Source organism: Pseudonocardia acidicola (assembly GCF_012911935.1).
Classification (GTDB): Bacteria; Actinomycetota; Actinomycetes; order Mycobacteriales; family Pseudonocardiaceae; genus Pseudonocardia; species Pseudonocardia acidicola.
In genome coordinates, this window is sequence record NZ_JAAXLA010000059.1 from 1 (window position 1) to 23,750 (window position 23,750).

Below are 23,750 nucleotides of genomic sequence, written 5' to 3' on the forward strand. Positions count from 1 at the left end.
ACCCGCCCGCCGCCTCGCCGACCCGCTGGCCTGGACCGACTGGCGACGACGCCACCAACATCGAGCTCGCAGCAGCCACTACAAACGACGACCCGAGACATGATCACGATCTACGACTGGAGTACTAGGGCCGGAAACTGAGACACCCGTCAGTTTCGAACGAGGCAAGCGCCGATCCGGCCACGTAGTGGTCGCGGATGGGCGGGATCGCGTCGACCAGCGGGATCAGCTGGGCGACGTCGCCTTCGTCTCGAGTGGGATCATTCATGGTGCGGAACGGAGTGAACCAGGGTGGCCACATCCCGCTCGTGGTGGCTCGCGCGCAACTGCTGCTGAAGGTAGTGGTCCTGCGGGCACCGCCCTCTTCTACTCCGCAGGTTCGGGGTTGGAGCCTCCCGGGGCCACGTTTGGCCTGCATGAACGTTGTGCGGGGCAAGGTGGTTGGCGACTCTGACCGCACTGACAACAGCAGTTCGCGCCATAAGCGGCGTCACCGCCCGTCCGGATCGAGCTCTTGTGCGTGACGCCGGAGGCGGGCCACATCCCGCCGCGGGGCCGACCCAGGGACGCGGGCGAGAGCACCGCAGTGACGCTCACAGATCTTTCGCTCGACGCCGACGTTTTCGACCCGTTCCATGGTGAGCAGCGGTGCTGCCGCGACCGTTGTGGTCCAGGTTTGCCAGCTGATCATCGTTATCGGCCACTCGCTGGATGACAACCGGTCCGACCCTCCAGGCGGAGCCACCCGTCCAGTGCCGCGGAACCCTCTCGTCAGTTTTCCGCTGCTTCTGCCCTCGACTACGAGCCGAATGGGCCGATCCGACGGTACAGAGCGAACATCACTACCACGACGAGGGCAGTCAGCGCATACGTGGCCAGCCGCGGATCGATGGTGATCGTCCAGTCCCCGCGCCTGCGGCCGATGAACCCGATCGACGGTGGGCCCAGGCCGTCCGTGACGCGGAAACGGTGGTCGAAGTCCGCGGCGTCGACCACACCGTCCAGTAGCTCCGCCGGCGAACCGCTGGCCACGATCCGCCGGTTGGCGAGAACCGCGAGCCGGTCTCCCAGAGCCCGGGCCACTTGATGTCGTGGGTGGTCATCAGCATCGTCGCACCTGTGCGCTGCTGTGCATTGCGGATTCCCTGAACCGTACGGGCGGCGGTGGTCGCGTCCATGCAGAGGTCGACGTCGTCCAACACCACGAGCGGTCGATCGGGGACCAACGCGCGGCCGAGCGCGATCCGACGTCGCGTGTGTGCGGGGAGTAGCTCCTCCGGCATCCGGTCAGCGAACCCGTCGAGCAGGGCGTGCAGCCACTGGGTTGTGCAGGTGTGGACCGCGTCGTCGTCGCACAGGCGCAGCGGGGACGCGATGTTCTCGTACACCGTCAACGAGCCGAAGACCGATGCATCGAACAGGGTCGTGCCACCCAGCATCACACCCATCTGCGCGCGCAGGGCACGCAGCATTCTCCCATCGGTGTCCCACACCGACCGGCCGCCGATGTGGATCCGGCCGGAGCAACCCGACCAGCTGGCGCACCAGGGTCCTCTTCCCGGCACCCGACGCTCCCATGAGGACGGTCACCTGGCCCGGGGCAGCTCCATCCACAGTCGGTGCAGCACGAGCTCACCGCCCAGCGTCGTCGTGACGTCCGAACCGGACCTGCGGGCCGCGCTCGATCGGGGCTCTGCCGACAGGTGGTCCGCCGCAAGCCTCGCGTGGTCCGTGTCGTCCGTCACGGCGTTCTCCATCCCGGGGGCCTCGGGCGAGAGGAACCTGCCATGTGTGGCGGATCGAGCGGTCGACGGTCCACGACTTCGCGAATGCTGCCCCACATCGGGGGCCGCATCCGTCGATCATCAGAAGGTGACATGGGGTCCGGAAGGCATGCTGTGGCGGCGGAACGGACCCGTAATGCCCTGACCCGGTGAAACAAGGCGAGACGACCAGTACCGGCGCATGACAAGCAGTAACTTCTGCTGACTTTTCGCCGCCTCTCTCGAAAGGACCGAGCATGTCCGCCTACACCACCGTCGTCGTCGGAACAGACGGCTCCCCGACTTCCTTCGCCGCCGTCGAGCGTGCGGCCTCCGTCGCCCGGGACAGCGACGCCGAGCTGGTGATCGTCACCGCGTTCACGCCCAGTTCCCGTGAGGACACCGCTGCCGCCGAGCTCGAACTGAAGGAGGACGCCTACCAGGTTCGCGGGTTCAACCCGGCCGACGAGACGCTGCGCCGAGCAGTCGACAAGGCGTCCGGCGTTGGCGCGAGCAGGATCCGAACCAAGGCAGTCGACGGCTCGCCGGTCGATGTCCTCCGCGCGGCCGTCGCCGAACATGCGGCCGACCTGCTCGTCGTCGGCAACCGCGGGTTGAACACCTTGAGCGGTCGCCTGCTGGGGTCCGTTCCCGCGGACGTCGCACGCCGCGCGGATGTGGACGTTCTCATCGTGCACACCACCTGAGACCGGGTCCAGGGGCGACGGGTGTCGCGGTGCCGTCAGCGGCGGCGTGAACCCGATGCGACGACTCCGAGTGCCGTCGCCCGTCGCCCCGGCGGGTTGCGAACATCGCGATCCCGACGAGGCACCTTGGCCCTGAGCGTCGTGACTCTGCTGGTCTGCGCGGACCCGAGAACGGCCCGCAGGGGCCATCAGGGGCCCGCGCTGGCCGTCCTTGTCACGGCGTGCGTCCGACAGACTCCGTGCCGTCTGTAGCGCCCATCACACCGCGGTGACAGGAGAGCACACCATGACGGCCGTCGTGTCCGAAGCCATCGACGAGGTGCGCGGCGTACTCGACCGCGCCGGCGACAGCATCGTGGTCGGTGGCCGGCCTGGCCCTGCCGCCGGTGGCGATCTTATCGAGACCTTCGACCCGGCGACGGGCGATGCCATCGCATCGATCGCAGCGGGCACCGCCGAGGACGTCGACAGAGCCGTTGCCGCCGCAACCCGCGCGCTCGGGCCATGGCAGGAACTCAGCCCGGCCGCACGTGGCCGTTTTCTGTATGACATCGCGTCGCTCATCGAGGAGAACGCCCAGGAGCTCGCGACGCTCGAGACCCTTGACAACGGCAAGCCGCTCACGGAGTCGATGTATCTCGACGTGAGCATCGCTGCAGAGGTCTTCCGCTACTACGCGGGTTGGTGCACGAAGCTCAGCGGGCAGACGGTGCCGATCTCCCCGCCGGTCGGGAACTTCTTCACCTACACCCTCCGTGAGCCGCTAGGCGTCGTCGGCCTCATCGTTCCGTGGAACTTCCCGCTGCTCATCGCTTCCTGGAAGCTTGCTCCGGCGCTCGCTGCAGGTAACTCCGTGGTGCTGAAGCCCTCGGAGATGACATCGCTGACCGCGCTGCGGCTCGCGGAGCTCGCGAACGAGGCGGGCCTGCCGGCGGGGGTGGTCAACTTGGTAACTGGATTCGGGCAGACCGCAGGGCAGGCGCTGATCGAGCACCCCGGCGTTGCCAAGATTTCGTTCACCGGTTCGACCGCAACCGGGCAGAAGATCGTCGCGGCGAGCGCGCCGAGCCTGAAGAAGCTGACCCTCGAGCTCGGCGGCAAGTCCGCCAATATCGTGTTCCCGGACGCCGACCTGGCCGGTGCTGCCCAAGGCGCACTGGCCGCGATCTTCCTCAACCAAGGGCAGGTCTGTTGCGCCGGGTCGCGCCTGTTCGTGCACCGCAGTGTGCATGACGAGTTCGTCGGTGAGCTCGCGTCGGCCGCGGGGGCGATCCAGCTCGGCCACGGACTGGTCGATGGCACCGAGATGGGTCCGCTGATCTCCGGCGCGCAACGCGAGCGGGTCGAGGGCTACCTCGCCTCGGGCACCGACGAGGGCGCCACACTGGTATGTGGTGGCGTTCGGCCCAACGGAGAGCTGACGCCGGGCAACTTCCTCACCCCTGCAGTGTTCACCGACGTCCGCGACGACATGCGGATCGCGAGGGAGGAGATTTTCGGCCCGGTACTCACGGTGTTGGCCTTCGACGACGAGGACGAGGTCGTCCGGCGCGCCAACGATAGTGAGTTCGGCCTGGCAGCCGGGCTGTGGACCTCCGATGTCAAACGTTCCCACCGAGTGGCGCACCGGTTGCAGGCCGGCACCGTCTGGGTCAACCAGTACAACATGCTCGACCCGGCCGCGCCGTTCGGCGGCTACAAGGCCTCGGGCTACGGACGCGATCTCGGCGAGGAGTCGCTGATCGGCTTCACCCAGACCAAGTCGGTGTGGGTCGGGCTCGACTGACCCCGGCGACGACGGATCACCACCTCATTACACAAGGAGAGTGCACATGGGCGTCTTCAAGGACGAGGACGAGGTCTACACCTATCTCGGCGGGATCTTCGAGGTGGCCACCAAGAAGGAGGGCCTTGCCGACAAGCTGGCCGCGTCAGGCGTCATCCTGAGGATCCACTACACCGACCCGGATTCGACAATTACGGTCGATATGCCGAACAAGACGGTGGAAACCGGATCCGGAAGCGCTGCGGAGCCCAACGTCGAGCTCTTCATGACCGCGGACACCGGAAACAAGTTCTGGCTAGGAAAGGTGAACCTCTCCGTTGCGATGGCGCGTGGGACGGTCCGCGCGAAGGGTCCGGTCCCGAAGCTTCTGAAGTTGATTCCGGCCGCCAAGGAGCTCTTTCCTGAGTACGAGAAGATGCTGACGGAGAACGGTCGCGACGATTTGGTCAACGCCTGATCCGGTACCGACCGGGTCCCGGTCGAACCGGATTCGGAGCGACGAGGTCATGGCGAAGAACCGCCGTCACCGAGTAGCGGCGGGGTTCTTGGAGAAGGCGCTGTGCAGGCGGTACGCCGCCTTGGAGCCCGTAACCAGGGGAATCGCCTGCGGTGACTGCTCTGGGCCGTTGACATCGAGGCGCTCCGGCACGTCGCGTTGATGTGCCGGAGCGTCGCGGTGTATCTGGGCCGGGTCAGGCCCCGGCCGCTGTTGCGTCGCGGCGGCGGCCGGCGAAGATGCCGGCGATCGCGCCCACGGCCACGGCGGCTACCGCGGTCGTGAGGATCTGTGGCACTCCGACTCCGGTGTGGCCGGTCGGAAGCCAGAGCACGAGCGGCAGTACAAGCAGATAGCTGCCCAGTGCCGCGCAGGCCCCGTGCAGGTGTGTCGCTCGTGCAGTTCCGACCCGACTCCCGGCGATCGCGAAGGCGACGATCGCGACGAGGCTGAGCCAGTATCCGCCGATGACCGGCAGGTAAGCCGCAGCCATCGGGGCGACGAGGCCGCCCAGCAAGAGAATGGTGAATCCGGTCGAGGCTGCGCGGACGGCTGTAGGGCCGTCGATCGACCCGGGGGTCGGCGGGCCGCCTCGGGCTCGTTCCCGACCTGTGGTGTTCACGGTGGCCGACGTTACCGTGCGCCATTCGTGTCGATGTGACCGCCCGCACTAGCAGGTTGAATCCAACCGATGGGTTCGGAGGTGGCGTATGGAGCAGCAACGTCCTGCACGGATCAGCAGAGCCGAACTCACCCGGATGCTGCTCTCGCTCTCCGAGGTGGACGACGTGCTCGAGCTGGTGGCTCGGACAGTCTGCGAGACCACGGGATTCGTGCGCTCCATGATCATGGATCTGGATGGGCCGAGCGGCCGTGTCCGTGGCCGGGCCGGGCACGGTGTCCCGACCGGCAGCGTCGCAGGAGCAGGCGGGATGGTGGACAACTTCCCGGTGTTCGGCGTGCTGGCCCGATCCGGGGAGACCTTGATCACCCGCCTGGACGAGATGGCGGCCCTGATGCCGGCGCGCTGCATGGAGCTGTTCCAGGTCCGGGGCCCGGTTGTCGCCCAGCCGATGCGCAGTGACCGCCTCGGCCTGCTCGGCATCGTGTTCTGCGACGGTGGCAATGCGCCCGAGTTCGGGCCGTCGGCTGCGGACATCCAGACCCTGCGGGAAATGTCGGAGGTCGCCGCTCTCGCGTTCCAGCACGCGCTCCTGCTGCACCGCTCGGTCGTCCTGCAGTCGCTGCGCGAGCGTTCCCGGATCGCCGCTGATCTGCACGACGGGGTGACCCAGCAGCTCTACGCAGCCTGTCTCGACGTCGACGAGCTGCGGAGCAGTGCCGGCCTCGCGCCGGACGATGCGCTCGTGCTCGACCGGCTGGCCCTCCGTCTCGACACGGCATCTCAGCAGCTGCGGTCTGCCCTGGCGCAGATCGTCGGCGGAGAGGTGCCGGACACTATGCGGGGGGATGGCTCAACCGGCCGTGTGATCGATCGTGTCCGTGCGCTCGTCGACGACCTGTGCGGCTCGGGAGGGCCGACGGCCGATATCGAGATCAAGGGCGACGGGCCCGAACCGGATCCGGCTCGGGCCGACGTGATGGTCCGAGCCGTGCGCGAGGGATTGGCCAACGTGGCCAAGCACGCCAGCGCCACCCAGGTCGAGGTACAGATCCGGCGGGGTAGCTCATGGTGGACCGTCGAGGTGAGTGACGACGGAGTCGGGTCCGCCGGAGAGGTGCGTCGTGCCATCACCGCCGGCGGTTCCGCTTTCGGTCTACGGAGTTTGGATGAGAATGTGGCGCGCCTTGGTGGGCGGCTCTGGATCTCCGATGCACCGCGCCTGCTCGGGGTGCGATTGGGCGTAGCCGTTCCGGTCGCGACCGACGGCTGACCCCCCAGTTGGGGGGTTTCAGTTTCCCCCATTCGAGAACCGTATCTTTCCCGCTATTGGCCCGTTGGCTAGTAATGGCGGTCCGTAAATCTCCGCGCCGCATGACCCGCCGGTAGTTCGACCACACGTCGTCTCCGGCTTGCCGGGAACCGGAGCACCCACGGTCCCGCGTTCGCTGGCCCGGAAGTCGACTCGAAGTGGAGGAGAGGTCGTGAGTTCGCCGTCGACGACCGCCGTTCCCATTCCGGAACGGGAGGCTAGGACGATCCCGCACGCGGGCAGGTTGCTGCGAGGTCTGGAGAGCCCGCTGGCGCAGGCCGGCGAGATGATGCAACTGATGCTCAAGGTCCTGTGGATGGCACTGCGCCGTCCGTGGGGCTATTGGGGCGAGGTCCGCGACCAGATGTTCGACATCCTGAAGCTTTGCTGGATCCCGATGGCGGTGTCCTGTACAGCGTTCGGGCTGGGCGCCCCGGGTCTGCAGGGGGGCAACCTGTTCAACCTCTTCGGGATCCCGGAGCGGCTCGGCTCCTTCTTCATCATGGCGAGCATCCGGGAGTTCGCCCCGTGGGTGAACGCCATGGTCGTCGCCGGTGTGGTCGGGACCGCCATCACTGCGGACCTCGGTGCGCGGCGGATCCGCGAAGAGATCGACGCGATGGAGGTCCTCGGCGTCGACCCGATCCGCACCCTGGTGCTGCCCCGCGTCATCGCCCTGTTCATCATGACCGGGCTGCTCGACCTGATCGCCGCCCTCTTCGGCATCCTCGGCGGCTATATCGCCGCGGTGCCGATCCTCGGTGCGAACCCGGCGGCGTTCGCCAACAGCCTCTTCGCGAACCTGTCGACCACCGACGTATGGGGCAGCGTCGTCAAGACGGCGCTGTTCGGCCTGATCATCGGCGTCGTCTGCTGCTACAAGGGCATGCGCGCATCGGGTGGTCCGATCGGTGTCGGTCGCGCCGTAAACCAGGCGGTCGTGATCGCGTTTGCCGCGATCTGGATCTTCAACATGGTCTTCACCACGATCTTGCTCGGCCTCAACCCCGACATTCAGGTCTACCGGTGAGGAGCGACCGTTGACCAGCACACTGGACCGTCCAGCCTCCAGCCCCGAGCCGCCGAGCCGGCCGTCGCCCCCGACGGTCCACGTCGGGCTCGGCGGGTCGAAGCTCAAGCAGGCCTTCGTCACCGGTGGCGAGATCGCCAAGTTCTCCGGCTCGATCATCCGGAATCTCTCGGACGTGCGGCACTACGCCACCGAGATCTTCCACCAGACCGGGATCCTGATCCTGTCGAGCGGCCTGATCATCTGGGTCATGCAGTTCGTGATCGGGTACGAGTGCGGACTCGAGGCGAACTACACCCTCAAGCAGATCGGTGCCCCGCTCTACTCGGGCATCTTCACCGCCTGGTGCGCGATCCGTGAGATGGCCCCCTACATGTGGGGCTACATCTTCGCGGCCAAGGTGGGATGTGGTCTGGTCGCCGAGCTCGGCTCGATGCGGATCGCCGACGAGATCGACGCCATGGAGGTCATGGGCGTCCGCTCCCGCAGCTATCTGGTGGGGACCAGGATCCTCGCCGCCTGGCTGGCGATGCCCTTCCTCTACACCGTCGGCCTCGGAATCATGTACATCGCCGAGTACCTGACCGTCGTCGTCCAGCTCGGCGGCGTCTCGTCGGGTGGCTACTCGTTCATCTTCTGGCTCTACCAGAACCCCCTCGACTTCCTGTACTCGATGGCGAAGGTCATGAGTATGGGAACGGTGATCATCTTCGTCGGCTGCTACTACGGGTACAACGCCAGCGGTGGCCCGGTCGGAGTCGGACGAAATACCGCGAAATCGATGATGCTCAACATGGTCCTGATCCATGTCGTGGGCGTCCTCGGTACCCAGCTGTTCTGGGGTCTGGCGCCCAACGCGCCGATCGCCAACTAGCCGACGCCTGCGAGCAACGCAGCTCCCCAACCGGAGGTACTCGATGTTCCCGCGACCCGAGCCGGTCGGCGCTCCTCCGCCAACCGGCAGGCACGGACTACGTGGCGGCGGTGTGGTGCAAGCGCCCGTAGCGAGTTCCATGGTGGTCCGCGACGTCCACAAGGCGTTCGGGTCGTTCCGCGTCCTGCAGGGGCTCAACCTTCAGTTCCAGCACAACGCGATCACGACGATCCTCGGCCCCTCCGGTACGGGTAAGAGCGTCCTCATCAAGCATCTGGTCGGGCTCCTGGAGCCCGACCAGGGTGAGGTCCTCATCTTTGGCCAGGACATCTGGCGCATCTCGGAACGGGAGCGCTACGAGATCCGCAAGCGCTTCGGTGTCCTCTTTCAGGACGGCGCCCTGTTCGGCTCGATGAACATCTACGACAACACGGCGTTCCCGCTGCGCAAGCACACGGACAAGAGCGAGGACGAGATCCGTGAGATCGTGCTGGCCCGGCTCACCGAGGTCGGCCTCGACAAGGCCTTGACCAAGTTCCCGAACGAGGTCTCCGGCGGTATGCGCAAGCGTGCCGGCTTCGCGCGCGCGCTCGTGATGAACCCCGACATCGTGCTCTTCGACGAGCCCGATTCGGGCCTGGACCCGGTCCGCACGAGCCTGCTGAACGACCTCATCCTCGACGTGCACCGCGAGCACGGAGGGACCTACATGCTGGTCACCCACGACATCAGGACCGCCCGCAAGGTCAGCGACTACGTCGGCCTGATCTGGAAGGGCAAGGTGGTGCACTACGGCGAGTGTGAGGAGGCCTTCAGCTCCGAGGACCCGTTCGTGCGCCAGTTCCTGGCCGGCGACTCCGCCGGGCCGTTGGGGATGGACTGAGCGATGCGCCGGATCCTTCTCGCCGCCACGGCGGTCCTCCTCGTGCTCAGCACGTCTGCCGCCGGGCTGATGGTGTTCAACGGTCCGTATCGCGTCAGCGTGATCCTCGACAATGCGACCAACCTGGTCGAAGGAAGCCTCGTCAAGGTGAACGGCTTCGACGCCGGCACTGTTGAGTCCATCGACGTCGTCGACGGCAAGGCCAAGCTGACGCTGGACCTGAACAGCGACTACGCGCCGCTGCACGACGGAGCGCAGGCGACGATCGTCTGGAAGGCACTGCTGGGTGAGCGCCTGGTCGACCTGCGCGACGGCCCGACGCAGAACGCGACCATCCCCAGCGGTGGGATGCTCACCGGGAAGCAACAGTCCCCGGTCGAGCTCGACACCGTTCTCGCCGCCCTCGATCCGGCCACTCGGGAGAAGCTCAACTCGCTCACCCGGAATCTGAACAAGACCCTCTCCGGCAGTGAGCCGGACCTCAACGCGACCCTCAAGACCGCCGGCCCGGCGATCGGTGCGCTCGGCGACGTGCTGCGCGGTCTCGGTACCGACGGCGACGCCGTCAAGCAGTTGGTGACCCAGCTCAATGACACCATGGCGATCCTCGCCCGGCGTGACGGGGACGTCGCGAAGGTCGTGGACCAGCTGGGCGGCGCCGTGGATCAGGTGGTCGGCCAGCAGCAGGCCCTCGGCGACACCATCCACGAGCTACCAGGCACGCTGCAGCAGGCCAAGACCACGCTCGGCAACGTCCCGGCCGCGGTCGACGACGCCGTCCCGCTGCTCGACGCGTTGCGTCCAGCCACCGAAAAACTCCCGTCGGTCGCCCGGAACCTGCAGCCCCTGCTCGCTGATCTCCGGCCGGCGATCGGCGACCTCCGCCCGACCCTCGAGTCGGCATCGGAGCTCCTGAAGTACACCCCCGGGCTGCTCGACAGCGGCGCCACCACGATGCCCGAGATCAACCGGACCATGGGCGGACTCGGTCCCGCCCTGGACTATCTGCGGCCTTACACCCCGGAGCTCGCCGGCTTCCTCACCAACTGGAACTCGGCGAACGCCAACTACGACCGGAATGGTCATTACGCACGCATCTACGTGACCGCCGGTGCGGAGAACGGCAACGTCAACCCCGGTGTCCTGCCTCCGGGCACGACCAAGAACCTCAGCCCGCTCCCCGGTGAACTGGTCGGCCAGCCCTGGACGGACGCATTCGGAGAAGGACTGCGATGAGAGTGCCCGTAGGACGCGCCCTGGCCGTGGCGACCGTGGCGGCCATCGGCGCCACCGGCGCCATGAGCGGTCTCGCCGCCGAGAACCCTGCCGCGAACGGGATGACGATCGTGGCCCAGTTCGCGGACGCGAGCCCGATCCTCGTCGGTAACGAGGTCAAGGTCGACGGCGTCGCCGTCGGCGAGGTGGCCGACGCCCACGTGACGAACGGTCACGCCGACGTCCTGCTGAAACTCGATCCCGCCGCGCTGCCCGTGTACAGCGATGCGACCGCACGCATCCGGCCGGTCAGCCTCCTCGGTGAGCGGTACATCGATCTCAAGCGTGGAACCCCCACAGCTCCCCGGCTGCACAGCGGCGGAACGCTGCCGATGTCGCAGACCTCGGCGAACGTGGACCTCGACGAGATCCTCAACACGATCGACGAGCCGACCGGCGAATCGCTGGCCTTCCTGGTCACGACGCTGGGGGAGGGGTTGCGGGACAACGGTGGCAATGTCGACGCCGCCCTGCGTGCCCTCGCTCCCGCGCTCAGGGACACGCAGTCGCTGACCTCGGTACTGAAGGACCAGAACGCGCTGCTCGGCAACCTCGTGGACAACGTCCAGCCCGTCGCCAGTGCGCTCGCCGCGGACGACGGGAAGTCCCTGGACTCGCTGGTGGACTCAGCCGACCGGCTGCTCGCGGCGAGCACCGCCCAACAGCAGCAGTTCGATCAGACGCTCGCCCAGCTTCCCGGCACTCTTCGTTCGGCGCGGTCCGCGCTGGGGGAGCTGGCCGGCACGGCCGAGCAGGCGACCCCGACGTTGCGGGCCGTGCGGCCGGTCACCGAGAACCTGTCGGCCATCTCCGACGAGCTGTCGACCTTCGCGGACTCGCTCGACCCGGCGTTGGCCAATTCGCAGCCGGTGCTCGAGAAGGCGCAGAAGTTGCTCGACGAGGCCCAGCCTGTGGCGGCTGATCTTCGTGCCGGCTCACCCGACCTGCGGGCAGCCGCCGGCTCGGCTCGTCCGCTGGTGGATGACCTGACCGGCAACCTGAACAACGTTTTCGACTTCATCCGGTACTGGGCGCTCACGACCAACGGGCACGACGGCCTTTCGCACTACTTCCGGGTCAACATGATCGTCAATCCCGACAGCCTCACTGGGCTGCTACCTGGCGCCGCGCCGGTCCCGCAGCTGTTACCGAGTCCGCCGCCGATCGGTGGCCAGCAGCCCGGGAGCAACGCGTCGGCCCCCGTCGGAACGCTACTGCAGGCGCCGACAACCGCGCCCCAACCCGGTGGCCCGGACGCCACCGGACTGACTCCCGAACAGGAGCACGGCATGGTCGGATTCCTCCTCGGAGGTAAATCGTGAGGACGTTGCGCAAAGCGCTCGGCTCACGGCGCGTCTCCGCGCTGGTCGGACTCGTCGTGCTCGTTGTCTTCACCGGATCGGTCGTCTTCGCCTTCCGGGCGCAGTACGGACTTCCCGGTGCGACGGTGACGATGGCCAAGGCGGCGTTCGACGAGGTGGGCTCCCTCCGCGTCGGTGACGACGTGCGGATCGCGAGCGCGCGGGTCGGCTCCGTCGATTCCATTCAGTATGTGAACGGGCGCGCGGTCGTGACCATGAAGCTCGACGGCGTCCGTCCGGTGTACCGCAATTCGAGCGCGATGGCGGCATCGGTCGGTGCGCGGTCCGCCCTCGGGCAGAAGTTCGTCGATCTCGACCCGGGCAGCAAGGAGGCCGGCGTGCTGGGCCCCGACGACGTCATCCCGCAGCGAGCTACACGCGGCGCCCAGGAGGTCACCGACCTGTTCAACGTGTTCGATGCGCCTACACGCAGCGCGCTGGGTTCCACCCTGCGCGAGGTCGGCGGCGGACTCGCCGGGCACTCGCAGGATCTGCGCGACGCGTTCGCGGCCGCACCGCACGTGCTGCCCGACCTCGGTACGGTGTCACGCTCCCTTACCGCGGATGGCGGTGACGACCTCGTCGGCCTCCTCAAGTCGGCCGACACCCTCTCCGCCCGTTTCGCCGGCCAGGAACAACAGATCTCCTCGTTGGTGACCAATCTGAGCGCCACCCTCGACGGTGTCGCCGTCGATGGAGCGAAGCCGTTCGAGCAGACCCTGCAGAAGGCCCCCGACACGCTGGCTGAGGCGAAGGCAGCACTGGACGCGCTGAGCCCGACGCTGGCCGACACCCGTACCGCCGTGACCGATCTGCGGCCCGGTGCGGAGGCGCTGGGACAAGCGACTCCCGACGTTCGTGGGTTCCTACGCGAAGCCGTTCCCCCGCTCGACAAGGTGCCGGGCGTCGCCGACAAGGCCGAGCCTGCAGTGGACCAGTTGACCGGACTGATGGCCGACGCGCGGCCGCTCACCCCGCGGCTGACGCAGACCCTGCGGGATGCCGCGCCGCTCCTGGCCTCGGTCGCCCCCTACTCCCCGGAGATCTCGCACTTCTTCACGAACGTGACGAGCGCCCTGAACAACGGGGACGCCGCCGGCCACTGGCTTCGAATCTTCCCGATCTTCTCGTCCGAGACGCTCAGCGGCACCGTGCCGGTTCCGGACCCGACGGTGGCGCGTGACGCCGACCCGGCGCCCGGTCAACTGGAGCAGGACCGCAAGCCCAACCCGCTCCTGGGAGGTCGACGGTGAGCGCCACCAACACGCCGACGAACCGACGACGGGGGCTGACGCCACTGCGTCTCGGACTCCTCGTGACCGTCGTGGCGCTGCTGTTCGGGGCAGCGCTGTTCATGAAGAACCAGATCCTGACGATCCTCACCCCGGGCGACACGATCGTCGCCAACTTCGCTCAGCAGTACCGGCTGAAGGAGTACACGACCCGGGTGAAGGTGTCCGGCGTGCCCGTCGGGACTGTGACCGGCGTCGACCGGGCGGACGACGGGTCGGCGACGGTCACGATGAAGCTCGACCCGGGCACCGTGAAGAAGCTCGGGGCGGCCCCGTCGGCGGTCATCCGGCCGACCACCCTCCTCGGCGGCAACTACTACGTCGACCTGGTGCCGGGTGGTGATCGGTCCATGATGGACGGAACGATCCCGCGTGAGCGGACCTCGGTCCCGGTCGAGTTGGACAAGGTCGCGGCCGCGCTGCAGCCGGACGCGCTCAAGGGACTGCAGGACAGCACGGGCAACCTGGATGGTGCCCTCGCCAATGGCGGGACCACGGCGTTGAAGGACCTTGCCAAGACCGCGCCGGGGACCCTGGGGCCCGCGGCCGGTGTTCTCCGGGCGTCCCAGGGCACCCATCCCGAGACGGACCTGACCAAGCTTGTCCAGGGCCTGGAGTCGGCGTCGCGTGCGTTGTCCCAGAACAACGGGCAGCTCGACTCGGTCGTCACCGGCCTGGACTCACTGTCCGGTGTCCTCGACCGCCGCAGTAGCGACATCGCGACCGCTCTCGGCGACCTGCCCGACACACTGCGGGCGACCAACGTCGGTCTTCAGCGGTTGGACGGCACGCTGGGCCAGTTGCGGGACACCGCAGGCCCGGCGACCCCGGTCGTGAAGGAGCTCGACGGGCTCCTCGGCCGAGCGGACCCGGTGCTCGCCAAGGCTCGGCCGGTGGTCAGCGACCTCCGCGGCGTGCTGACCGATGCCCGCCCGCTGGTCAATGACCTGGTCCCGACGAGCCAGGATCTGACGACGTTGCTGAACAACCTGCACGGCCCGGTCCTGGACCGGGTCAACGGTCCGATCCTCGACACCGTCAACTCGCCCTACCGCGGAACCGGGCCCTATGACGGCGCCGGCGGGGACGACCCGCTCTACCAGGAACTCGGCCACATGGTCACCAACCTCGACAGCATCTCGGCGCTGACCGACGAGAACGGCGCGGTCATCGGGTTCAACCCAGGCGTCAACGGCGGCAGCATCGCCGGTCTCCCGGGGGTCAGCCTCGAGCAACTGTTCAACAACATCGCGAAGTACCAGGAGATCCAGCGATGAGCGGCACGGGGCGTGTCGGCGGGCGGCTGGCCCGTGCCTGGGAGCGGACGAAGAGCGAGCCCGGGCTGTTCCGGAACGTCGCCGTCATGGCGGCGCTGCTGGTCCTCGGCCTCACGGTCGGCGGGATCATCCTGAGTAATCAGCGGTTCAACCCACCATGGGCCAACGAGCGGATCGTCTACGCGACCTTCGACTCGACCCCGGCGATCAGCCCGGGCAACGGCCAGGAGGTCCGGATCGCAGGGGTTTCCGTCGGGGACATCCGATCGGCGTCGGTGGACGACAACGGCAAGGCCGTCCTGAAGCTGGCCATCGACCGGAAGTACCCGGTCTATGACAACGCACGCGTGGTCCTCCGGCCGAAGAGCCCGCTCAACGAGATGTACGTCGAGCTGAGCCCGGGTGGACCGCCCGGGAAGGAGCTGGCGGACGGCGGCGTCCTGCCGGTGGGCAACTCGCAGCGGCCGGTCCAGATCGACGAGGTGCTCGGCCACCTCGACGACAACGCCCGGTTCGCGCTGACCAGTCTGCTCTCCGAGTCGGACACCGCGCTGGCCAACGCCCCGGCGGCGCTCCCCGACGGCCTCCGCAACACCGACGCGGTGCTCGCCGACCTCAAGCCGGTCGTGGAGCAGCTGGACACCCGTCGCGACAAGATCGCCCAGCTGGTGACGGCGCTGAGCCAGATCTCGACGGCGGTGGGCGGAAACGACGAGCGCATCACCCGGCTCGCCGCCAACCTGCAGCAGACGCTCTCGGTGATCAACAAGCAGAACCCGGCGCTGGATGACTCCCTGGGCCAGCTACCCGACCTGTCGACCCAGCTGAAGGCCGCGATGAGCGGCGTCACCGACCTCGCGGGCGAGCTCGACCCGGCGCTGAAGAACATCCGCGGGGCCAGCGACAAGCTGCCCGGCGCGCTGTCCCGCGTCAGCGACTCCGTCGACCAGATCGACAGCACTCTGGATGTCCTGTCGCCCGTACTCGACAAGGCGCGTCCGGTCGTCGGGGACCTCCGCCCGGCAGTCTCGGATCTCCGTGGCTCACTCGGCGACCTGGTCCCGCTGTCGAAGCAGCTCGATCCCGTCACGGCCGGGCTGGTGCCGTACCTGGGCGACCTTCAGGCGTTCATCTACAACACGAACTCCGTGGCCAGCCTGCGCGACGCCAACCGTGGCATCCTGCGGGGTCTCCTTCAGGTGTCGCCGACCTCCACCCCGCTCCCCCTCCAGGGTCTCGCGACCCCGACTCCCCGGTAGGCGATGATGCGCATCCCTGTCTCCGTCCTACCGGTCCTGCGGACCGCGATGGTGCTGGTCTTCCTCGTCGTCTGTGCGCTCGTCTTCGGTTATCTCTGGACGAACGCCGGTGGTTCGATTCCGTTCGTGACTCAGCCCGGCTACCGCGTGTCGCTGGCACTGAGCAAAGTCGACAATCTCGTTCCCAACTCCGACGTGCGATCGGCCGGTGTGAAGATCGGAAAGGTCGAGAGCGTCGATGTGAAGGATGACTCGGCGGTCGTCACGCTCGACATCGATCCGGGCCAGGCTCCGCTGCACGAGGGCGCCACCGTGACGGTCCGCAACAAGACGCTGGTCGAGGAGACCTACCTCGACGTCGCCGACGGGAAGGGCGCGCAGTACGACGACGGCGCCATCCTCCCGGCATCGGCAGGTCGCACCAGCGTGCAGCTCAACGACGTCCTCACCAGCCTCGACCAGCCCACTCGCGACGCGCTGGGGAGCGCCGTGCGCGCCGCGGGGCTGACCACCCAAGGCACCCGCGACGACATCGCGTCCGCGGTGTCGGGTCTCGGGGCTATCGGCCGGGAGGGCGGCACCGCACTCGACGCGCTCGCCGCGCAGTCCGACGACCTCGCGAAGGTCACGGGCAACACCACTGCTCTGCTGAAGGCACTGGACACCGGGCAGGGCCGGATCGCCGGTCTCGTCCAGAACGCCGACCGTGTCACCCGGGCGGTGGCGCAGAACCGCGGCGATCTCGAATCGGTCCTGCGGCAGCTTCCCGGCGTGCTGGACAGCGCGAAGGATGCAAGTGGAAGCCTGAAAACGCTGTCCGGTTCATTGGCCCCGGTGGCCTCGAACCTGAAGGCCGCCGCTCCCGATCTCTCCGCCGCGCTGCAGGAGCTGCCGGCCACGTCAGCCGACCTGCGCGGGTTGCTGCCCGCGCTGGACCAGACCCTGGACCGGGCACCGGACACACTCGACCGGGTGGAGCCGTTCACCGACGCGACGCGGAACCTGATCCCGGCCGTGCAGGCGGACCTGTCCGACCTGAACCCGGCTCTGGGCTACCTCCGGCCCTACGGCAAGGACACGGCGCTCTGGTTCGCAGGCCTCAGCCAGTCACTGGGTGCCTCGGGCGACGGCAACGGGACGGCGCTGCGCGTGTTCGTCGTCCTCAACGAGAAGTCGCTGAACTCCCCTGTGAACTCGCAGGTCGGCCCGCTCGAGAAGTACAACCCGTATCCGGCAGCCGGCGGCAACGTTGATCCTCAGCGGAGTTTCGACGGCCAGTACCCGCGGGTGCAGAAGGAGCCGATCCCGCGCTGAGACGGCGCGCCCGGGCCCGCGGATGTCCCCGCGGGCCCGGGCGCGAAGACTGCCACCGAGAAGGTCACGGTGAGATGACGGACACACAGCGATCGACGACGACGCTCATGGCCCGTGGCGCGAGGCGCCGACCCTCCGCGCCGGTGAACTGCCCGCTGCCGGTGTCCTTGTGAGGGTCCGCTTGCCGCACTGGCGGCCGCGGCTGCGTCGCCCCGGGCGCCGGCACGTGATCGCCGGTCTTCTCCTCGCCGCAGTGGTCGCCGCGGTGGTCCCTGGTGTGCTCCGGTTGCACGTCAACGCGGGCACGGACTCCTTCGTCTCGCCGAACGATCCCGGCGCGCGTGCGCTCTCCCAGGTGGGCTCGGCCTTCGGCGGCGACCCGATCGTCGTGCTCCTGGAGTCCGACCAGCCCCGGAGCCTGCTGGCCGCAGCGGATCTCCCCAAGCTGCTCGACCTGGAAGGCCGGTTGGCCCGGTCGCCCGACGTCGCTGCCGTCTACGGACCGGCCACCGTGCTCAACCAGGTGGCCGGTCGTTCGCAGGACCTGTTGGCCGAGCTGGCCGGGTACCGGGACGGCCTGCGGTCGGCCGCGGAGCAGAAGGCGACGGACGCCGGTGCCGGCGTGGCAGCGGCTCAGGCCGCCGGACGGGCCGCGGTCGACGATTTCGACCGCCGTTACGGCGCCCTGCTGGTGCAGGGACTCCCGGCGGGCCTGCCGACCCTGCGCAACGACCGCTTCGTGAGCACGGTCGTGTTCGACGCGGCGGGGGATCCGCGCCCGCAATGGCGGTTCGTGGTGCCGAACCCCAACTCGGTCGCGGTGCTCGTCCGCCCGCGTCAGGACTTGGACCAGACCGGCCTGGAGCGGCTTGTCGACACCGTCCGCACCGAGGTGGGACGGACCGACCTGGGCGCGAAGCGGACCACCGTTTCGGGCGTGCCCGCCGTGGCTGCCGCGCTCGGCGATCGGGTCCGGACGGAGGTGCCGCTGCTCGGCGGCATCGCCCTCGTGGCCGTCGGGGCCTGGTTCGTCCTCGTGCGGTGGGCAGGTCGGCGGCATCGGCTGCTGCCGCTGGCGGCCACTGCGATCGGCACGTCCCTGACGCTCGCCGGGTACGGCTGGACGGGACACCCTCTGTCGCTGGGGGTGATCGCGTTCCTGCCCGTGCTCATCGGTGTCGGCAGTGACTTCATGACCTACCTGACGCGGGGCGCGCCGCGGCGGCTCGTGGTCACTGTCGGACTGGCCACCGCGGCGAGCTTCGGCGCTCTCGCAGCGAGCCCGATTCCGACGGTCCGCGATCTCGGCGTCACGTTGGCGATCGGCATCTGCCTGTCGCTGGCGGCGGGCGTGCTCCTCGCCCGCTGGCAGGGCGGACAGCTGACCGCGGAACCGGTGGAACGGCGCGCGACCGAGACGGGCCCGGCGGCGTCGCGACGCGTCCGGCTGGCAGCCGCCGCCGGCGTCGCCCTCCTCGCCCTGGCCGGTTGGCTGGTCCTCCCGCAGTTGAGCCTGCGCGCCGACCTGCAGGGTTTCGCCGGTGGCCTACCGGTTCTCGACGACGCCCAGCATGTCGCGGACGTGCTGGGCTCGAGCGGCGAGTTCACGATCGCGCTCTCGGGCGGTGGCGTGGCCACTCCCGAGGCCATGCAATGGATGACGGCGGCGCAGCAGGCCGTGATCACGACGGAGGGCGACAAGCTCCGGCCGGTCGTGTCGCCTCCCACGCTGCTGGGATTCCTGGGTGCCGACCCGACGGCCGAGCAGGTCGACGCCGCGCTGCGGCTGCTTCCCCCCTACCTGACAGGGAGTGTGATCAATGCCGATCGCTCGCTGGCAGTGTTGACGTTCGGTACCCGGCTCAGCGATGCCGAACAGCTGCGGGATCTCCGCGACGAGGTCCTCGCTGTGCTCCCACCGCCGCCGCCCGGGATGCACGTGGAGCTGACCGGCCTGCCGATGCTGGCCGTCTCGGCATACGAGGAGGTCTCCGCGGACCGCTATCTCGCGAACCTGCTCGGTATCGCCGCCGCGGGGGTCGTCCTCGCCGCCGGGTTGCGCAGGCGAAGCGACGCCCTGCTCGCGGTCGCGTCGGCGGGCCTGGCGACCGGTCTCGGTCTACTGGCTCTCTGGGTGACCGGCACCGGACTCACCCCCGTGACGGTCGCCCTCGGTTCCCTCACGGCCGCGGTCGGGTGCGAGTTCGCCGTCCTCCTGGCCGAGGCGTCCCGGCGAGGCGACCGGGGGCTCGGCCGGGCGGTGCTCCTGGCCGCTGCCGCGTCAGCCACCGGGTACGCGGTCCTGATGCTGTCCGAGCTGACCGTCGTCGTCCAGTTCGGACTTCTGTTGACCCTGTCGGTCGTCCTGGCATTCGGCTCCGCGGCATTCGTCGTGTGGGCAGCCCGCATCTCGCCCCGCGTTCCCCCGTTGAACGGAAGGACGCCTGACGTCGAACTGGTTGGAGTGCACTGATGCCCCAGCAGCCCGTTATCGGTACCCGGACGGAGGCCGGCCCGGCAGAGACCGGAGCCGATGTCGACGCGGACCGTCCCGAGGCCTCGCAGGCCTCGCAGGTCGCGGAGGCCGCGGCAAACCCCGGCACCTCCTCGGGCAATGCCGATGCCGAGCGAGCTGGCCCGCACGAGGCCGACGTCGACAGCGACGGTCTGGCCGAGGCGGGTAGCGACAGCACAGACGCCGGAGGGGACGCTCCGGGCAGTGCGCCGAACGAGAGTGCGGACGAGCCGGCGGACGCCGGTGACACGCCTGGCTCCGCCGACACGGGCGGCGACGGCGATGCGGGGCAGCCCGACGAGTCCGACAAGGCCGATCCGGTGCAGCCCGTGGGCGGTCGACGGTTACGCATGCCCACGAGTAGACGAGGCCGGCTCCTGGCGGCGGTGCTGGCGCTCGTGCTGCTCGCCGGAGCGGCCGGCGTGGCGTGGTGGCGGATCACGGCGCTGCCGTCGGACGCCGCCTTCCGGTACGACGGTCATGTCGTGACGATCGACCAGCTCGACCAGCGGATCGACGCCCTGCGCGCGCTCTACGGCGTGGAGCAGCCCCAGGACCCCGGCAAGGCCGACACCTTCCGCCGAGACGTCGCCAAGTCGGTGGCAGTCAGCGAGATTCTCGACAAGGCGGCCGCCGATCGGCAGATCGTCGTTGCCGACAAGCAGGTCGAGGACACCCTCGGTCGCTACGTCGAGCAGCAGTTCGGGCCCGGTGGCAATGACGCGTTCGTCAAGGCTCTGGGCAACGTCGGCACCTCCGAGTCCGCTGTCCGCGACGAGATCCGCCGGCAGTTGACGGTCAGCCAGCTCATGCAGCAGGTGGTCGGGACGATCACGATCTCCGACGCCGACCTGAAGGCCGCCTACGACCAGCGCAAGGGCACTCTCGGAACACCCGAGAAGCGCACCCTGCGCAACATCGTCGTGGCCAGCCAGCAGGATGCGCAGTCCGTGCTGGACCAGCTCAAGGCGGGGACACCCATCGAGCAGGTGGCAGCTACCCGGAGCCTGGACGCCAGCACCAGGGACAAGGGTGGCTCGCTCGGTGAGGTGGCCCGTGCGGACCTGGAACAGCCGGTCGGGGACGCCGCGTTCGGAGTCGGGAGCGGCCAGTTCTACGGCCCTGTTCAGGGCGCCCACGGCTGGAACGTCGGCAGGGTCGACGCCATCACCCCGTTCGTCCCGGCCACCTACGAGCAGGTCGCCGACGGGCTTCGCCAGGCCTTGAAGGTCGAGCGTTCCCTCGCGGTGTGGCGGGGTTGGCTGGGACAGCAGATCCACGACGCAGGCGTCGAGTACGCCGACGCCTATCGACCGGCCGACCCGGACGCCGTCCCGTCGATCGAGTCGGTGGGGGCACCGGCCGGGGGTGAACCGCCGCGATGATCTTTGCGGTCTCGAGCATCGCCGTGTCCGTTCTCATCGGAGCGAGCGCAGTCCTCGTGGGATTGTGGGGACGGCGGCACGCCGCACAGCTGGTGCCGTCGACCCTGCCCGCCGACGAACGCGCCAGGCGTGAGCGGGTCTTGCGCAGGGGCGCCTGGGCGTGTCAGATCGTCGGTGCGCTGTTCGCGGTGGCCGGTGTTCTCACCACCCTGTGGTGAACGGATCGGTCCGTAGGATCTGCACGAATCCTGGAGGCGGTTTCACCGCACCGACGCTTCTACCCGCGCAGGAATGAATGGTGGCGATGACGGCCTGGACGAGTGACACGGAACGCCCGCACCTGGACTGCGAGGACGGGCGACTCTCGGCGGTCCTCGTGGACGACCACGAGATCGTTCTCGAAGGTCTCGAACGTGCGCTGTCCCGGGAGGCCATCGACGTCGTGGCCGCGTTCCGGGACGACGCGAGCACTCTGCGCTTTCTGGGCGACGGCTCGCGCACCGCCGCGCAGGTTGATCTCGCGGTGGTTGACCTGCGCCTGGGCGGCCGCTCCGGTGTCGATCTTGTGAAGGAAATCCTCCGGGTTCGCCCCGACATCCAGATCGCGATGCTCACCAGCTTCGAGGACCGGGCGGCGGCGATGGCCGCGGTGCGGGCCGGGGCACGTGGCTTCTTCCTGAAGGACTCGCTGTGCGGCGAGCTCTGCGCCGGACTCCGCCGTGTCGCGGACGGTCACCTCGTCATCGATGCCCGGCTGGCGGCCGCCGTGCTGCACAAGGAGCCGAACCAGTTCACCATCCGTGAGCTGGCCATCCTGCGGCTGGTCGCCGAAGGATTGTCGAACCGGCAGATCGGCGACGAGTTGCACCTGTCCCGGTACACCGTGAAGGAGTACTTGTCCCGCACCATGCGCAAGCTCGGAACGGGTACGCGCGCGGAGACGGTGCTGCGTGCCGCTCGGGAGGGGCTGCTGCCCCGCGATCAGTGAGGGCGTTCAGGCCCAGCGCATCGGGAGCACCAGACGGGCCACCAGCCCGCCCCCTCGGCGCTGCTCGAGAGTGAGCCTGCCGTCCATCGCCGACGTGAGCTGCTCGACGATCCACAGGCCGAGCCCGCTGGTGCCTCGTCGCTCGCCGAAGCTCGTGTACTTACGGGTCACCAGCCCCAACTGATCAGGTGGGAGCCCCGGACCGCGGTCGCGGATCTCGGCGACGAGATTGTCCTTGTCCCGCACCAACCAGAGCTCGACAGGCGCTGCTCCGCTGACCCGACCGGCGTTCTCCGTGAGATTGACCAGGATGCGACGGAGGCGCTGCGGCTCGCAGATCGCGGTGGCATCGGGGGGACGGACGGTGCACAGGCGCCGCTCGGGCCCCAGACCAGCGCCGTCGAAGACGCTCTCGACGAGCTCGGCAAGCCGGATCTGCCGGTCCCGCACACGTCCGATCGGGCTGCCCTCGGCGAGGGCGACGTCCGCAAGCCCGTCGAGCATGTCCTCGAGGTGGCGTGCGTGGGCCGACAGGAGCGCGAAGGCCGCGGGCTGCACCGGCCGTTCACCGCTGGCCGCGTCACGGACGAGCGCCGACATCGACACGACGGGCGTCCGGAACTCATGCAGGATCACCCGCAGTCCGTCGAGCCGTGCTTGTTGTGACTCCAGCAGTCGCGCGCGCAGGTCGCGCTCCTCGACGAGTGCCGCGCGCTCCGCGATGGCCTCGGCCCGCGACTCCGCTGCCGCTTCATACCCCTGGTGCAGCCGGCGGGTGAACACGCCGACGAGTCCGGCGGTCGCCAGCAGGTAGAACGTCCACCACAGACCTACGAAGAACCGCTCCGGTGGCGCGGTCAGGGGCGTCGCAAGAAGCCCGATCACCGTGAAGGCGATTCCGAGTCCCAGCGCGAAACCCACACTCCGCCGGGGCTCCTCGCGCAGGCTGGCGGCGATGACGACAAGCGGTAGGACCGCGATGAAGAGGCTGTAGGCGCCGCCGGTCACCGCACAAACAATGAGGGAGAGCAGCGTGTCCGCGGCTGTCACGAGCCATGCCGGCGGGTCGCTGAGTCCGGCGAGACGGGCGCTCAACATGGCGAAGCCGTAGAGGAGCGTCACTGCGACCACCGGGACGAGGACGCGGGGATCGGCCTGGTCGCCGGCGTCGGTCGTCAGGATCAGTGCCGGCAGGGAGAGTACGACCCCGACCCGGATGGACAGGGCCGTGAAGTCGTCACGACGGGGCCAGGCAGCGTCCCCGTCGTCGGGCCGAGGAGCCCGTCGCCGGTGTTCCCCGGAGCGGCGGTCGCTCATCCGGCACGGAGGAAGCGATGGCTGGCCGGAAGCATGAGCGCGACCGAGCCGAGAAGCAGCAACCCGAAAGCGGGGAATACCTCCCAGCGCGCGTCCCACGCCAGCGAGATCGCCCCGAACGCGCCCACGCTCACCAGCGCGAACCGACTCCAGCCTCGGCGGGAGAGCAACAACAGGACCAGGCTCAGCGTCACCATCCCGACGACGATCGCGATCACCCCGCTGGTGGCCATGGCAGGTTTGGCGCCGACTGTCCCCGGCCCGAGCTGGCTGGTGACGAGGTCCACCTCAGGG

The 23,750-nt window shown here is 68.7% G+C and carries 21 protein-coding genes; 16 read left to right on the plus strand and 5 right to left on the minus strand.

Features of this window, described 5'->3' with window-relative positions:
- Window positions 1-860: 860 nt before the first annotated feature.
- Window positions 861-1,472 (minus strand): P-loop NTPase family protein, encoded by a 612-nt coding sequence (locus tag HF526_RS25000; protein WP_169384014.1) that lies wholly within the window; start codon window positions 1,470-1,472, stop codon window positions 861-863.
- Window positions 1,473-1,586: 114 nt separating this feature from the next.
- On the minus strand, window positions 1,587-1,745 hold the full coding sequence (locus HF526_RS25005; RefSeq protein ID WP_169384015.1) for a hypothetical protein: 159 nt from the start codon (window positions 1,743-1,745) through the stop codon (window positions 1,587-1,589).
- Window positions 1,746-2,020: 275 nt separating this feature from the next.
- Between HF526_RS25005 and HF526_RS25010 the strand changes: the two genes are divergently transcribed.
- The 3 genes from HF526_RS25010 (at window position 2,021) to HF526_RS25020 (ending at window position 4,713) form a co-directional block, all read left to right on the plus strand.
- Complete coding sequence (locus HF526_RS25010) at window positions 2,021-2,470, plus strand: universal stress protein (RefSeq protein WP_169384016.1); 450 nt, start codon at window positions 2,021-2,023, stop codon at window positions 2,468-2,470.
- Window positions 2,471-2,756: 286 nt separating this feature from the next.
- On the plus strand, window positions 2,757-4,256 hold the full coding sequence (locus HF526_RS25015) for an aldehyde dehydrogenase family protein (protein ID WP_169384017.1): 1,500 nt from the start codon (window positions 2,757-2,759) through the stop codon (window positions 4,254-4,256).
- Window positions 4,257-4,302: 46 nt separating this feature from the next.
- The gene (locus HF526_RS25020) at window positions 4,303-4,713 is read left to right on the plus strand and encodes an SCP2 sterol-binding domain-containing protein (RefSeq protein WP_169384018.1); all 411 of its coding nucleotides are present in this window, start codon (window positions 4,303-4,305) and stop codon (window positions 4,711-4,713) included.
- A 235-nt stretch (window positions 4,714-4,948) separates the two neighbouring features.
- On the opposite strand, the gene HF526_RS25025 is transcribed toward HF526_RS25020, so the two are convergent.
- Window positions 4,949-5,245, minus strand: coding sequence for a hypothetical protein (locus tag HF526_RS25025; protein ID WP_169384019.1), 297 nt, complete (start codon window positions 5,243-5,245; stop codon window positions 4,949-4,951).
- Between the two features lie 217 nt (window positions 5,246-5,462).
- Between HF526_RS25025 and HF526_RS25030 the strand changes: the two genes are divergently transcribed.
- From HF526_RS25030 to HF526_RS25095, 13 genes are all read left to right on the plus strand, one after another.
- The gene (locus HF526_RS25030) at window positions 5,463-6,647 is read left to right on the plus strand and encodes a sensor histidine kinase (protein WP_169384020.1); all 1,185 of its coding nucleotides are present in this window, start codon (window positions 5,463-5,465) and stop codon (window positions 6,645-6,647) included.
- Between the two features lie 211 nt (window positions 6,648-6,858).
- Window positions 6,859-7,716 (plus strand): MlaE family ABC transporter permease, encoded by an 858-nt coding sequence (locus HF526_RS25035; RefSeq protein ID WP_338051725.1) that lies wholly within the window; start codon window positions 6,859-6,861, stop codon window positions 7,714-7,716.
- Between the two features lie 10 nt (window positions 7,717-7,726).
- Window positions 7,727-8,590, plus strand: a complete 864-nt coding sequence (locus HF526_RS25040; protein ID WP_239029126.1) for an ABC transporter permease — start codon at window positions 7,727-7,729, stop codon at window positions 8,588-8,590.
- 43 nt (window positions 8,591-8,633) lie between these two features.
- A complete protein-coding gene (locus tag HF526_RS25045; RefSeq protein WP_169384021.1) occupies window positions 8,634-9,473 on the plus strand; it encodes an ABC transporter ATP-binding protein in 840 nt (279 codons plus the stop codon).
- 3 nt (window positions 9,474-9,476) lie between these two features.
- Complete coding sequence (locus HF526_RS25050) at window positions 9,477-10,709, plus strand: MlaD family protein (RefSeq protein ID WP_169384022.1); 1,233 nt, start codon at window positions 9,477-9,479, stop codon at window positions 10,707-10,709.
- Window positions 10,706-12,070 carry an MlaD family protein gene (locus HF526_RS25055; RefSeq protein WP_169384023.1) on the plus strand — a complete coding sequence of 455 codons (1,365 nt, stop codon included), beginning with the start codon at window positions 10,706-10,708 and terminating at the stop codon, window positions 12,068-12,070. The genes HF526_RS25050 and HF526_RS25055 overlap by 4 nt, the downstream gene beginning before the upstream one ends.
- Window positions 12,071-12,201: 131 nt before the next feature.
- Window positions 12,202-13,362, plus strand: coding sequence for an MlaD family protein (locus HF526_RS25060; protein ID WP_239029127.1), 1,161 nt, complete (start codon window positions 12,202-12,204; stop codon window positions 13,360-13,362).
- Window positions 13,359-14,678: an MlaD family protein gene (locus HF526_RS25065; RefSeq protein WP_338051727.1), complete on the plus strand. Its 1,320-nt coding sequence runs from the start codon at window positions 13,359-13,361 to the stop codon at window positions 14,676-14,678. The genes HF526_RS25060 and HF526_RS25065 overlap by 4 nt, the downstream gene beginning before the upstream one ends.
- Window positions 14,675-15,937 (plus strand): MlaD family protein, encoded by a 1,263-nt coding sequence (locus HF526_RS25070; protein ID WP_169384024.1) that lies wholly within the window; start codon window positions 14,675-14,677, stop codon window positions 15,935-15,937. The genes HF526_RS25065 and HF526_RS25070 overlap by 4 nt, the downstream gene beginning before the upstream one ends.
- Before the next feature lie 6 nt (window positions 15,938-15,943).
- Window positions 15,944-17,251 carry an MlaD family protein gene (locus HF526_RS25075; protein WP_169384025.1) on the plus strand — a complete coding sequence of 436 codons (1,308 nt, stop codon included), beginning with the start codon at window positions 15,944-15,946 and terminating at the stop codon, window positions 17,249-17,251.
- A 169-nt stretch (window positions 17,252-17,420) separates the two neighbouring features.
- Window positions 17,421-19,724: an RND transporter family protein gene (locus HF526_RS25080; RefSeq protein ID WP_338051728.1), complete on the plus strand. Its 2,304-nt coding sequence runs from the start codon at window positions 17,421-17,423 to the stop codon at window positions 19,722-19,724.
- A 392-nt stretch (window positions 19,725-20,116) separates the two neighbouring features.
- The gene (locus tag HF526_RS25085) at window positions 20,117-21,151 is read left to right on the plus strand and encodes a peptidyl-prolyl cis-trans isomerase (RefSeq protein WP_169384026.1); all 1,035 of its coding nucleotides are present in this window, start codon (window positions 20,117-20,119) and stop codon (window positions 21,149-21,151) included.
- A gap of 304 nt (window positions 21,152-21,455) precedes the next feature.
- The gene (locus HF526_RS25095) at window positions 21,456-22,139 is read left to right on the plus strand and encodes a response regulator transcription factor (RefSeq protein ID WP_169384028.1); all 684 of its coding nucleotides are present in this window, start codon (window positions 21,456-21,458) and stop codon (window positions 22,137-22,139) included.
- Window positions 22,140-22,145: 6 nt separating this feature from the next.
- Here the strand turns inward: HF526_RS25095 and HF526_RS25100 are convergent, their stop codons facing one another.
- Together HF526_RS25100 and HF526_RS25105 are read right to left on the minus strand one after the other, a co-directional pair.
- Complete coding sequence (locus tag HF526_RS25100) at window positions 22,146-23,456, minus strand: sensor histidine kinase (protein WP_211177777.1); 1,311 nt, start codon at window positions 23,454-23,456, stop codon at window positions 22,146-22,148.
- Window positions 23,453-23,743, minus strand: a complete 291-nt coding sequence (locus HF526_RS25105; protein WP_169384030.1) for a hypothetical protein — start codon at window positions 23,741-23,743, stop codon at window positions 23,453-23,455. The genes HF526_RS25100 and HF526_RS25105 overlap by 4 nt, the downstream gene beginning before the upstream one ends.
- Between the last annotated feature and the right edge of the window lie 7 nt (window positions 23,744-23,750).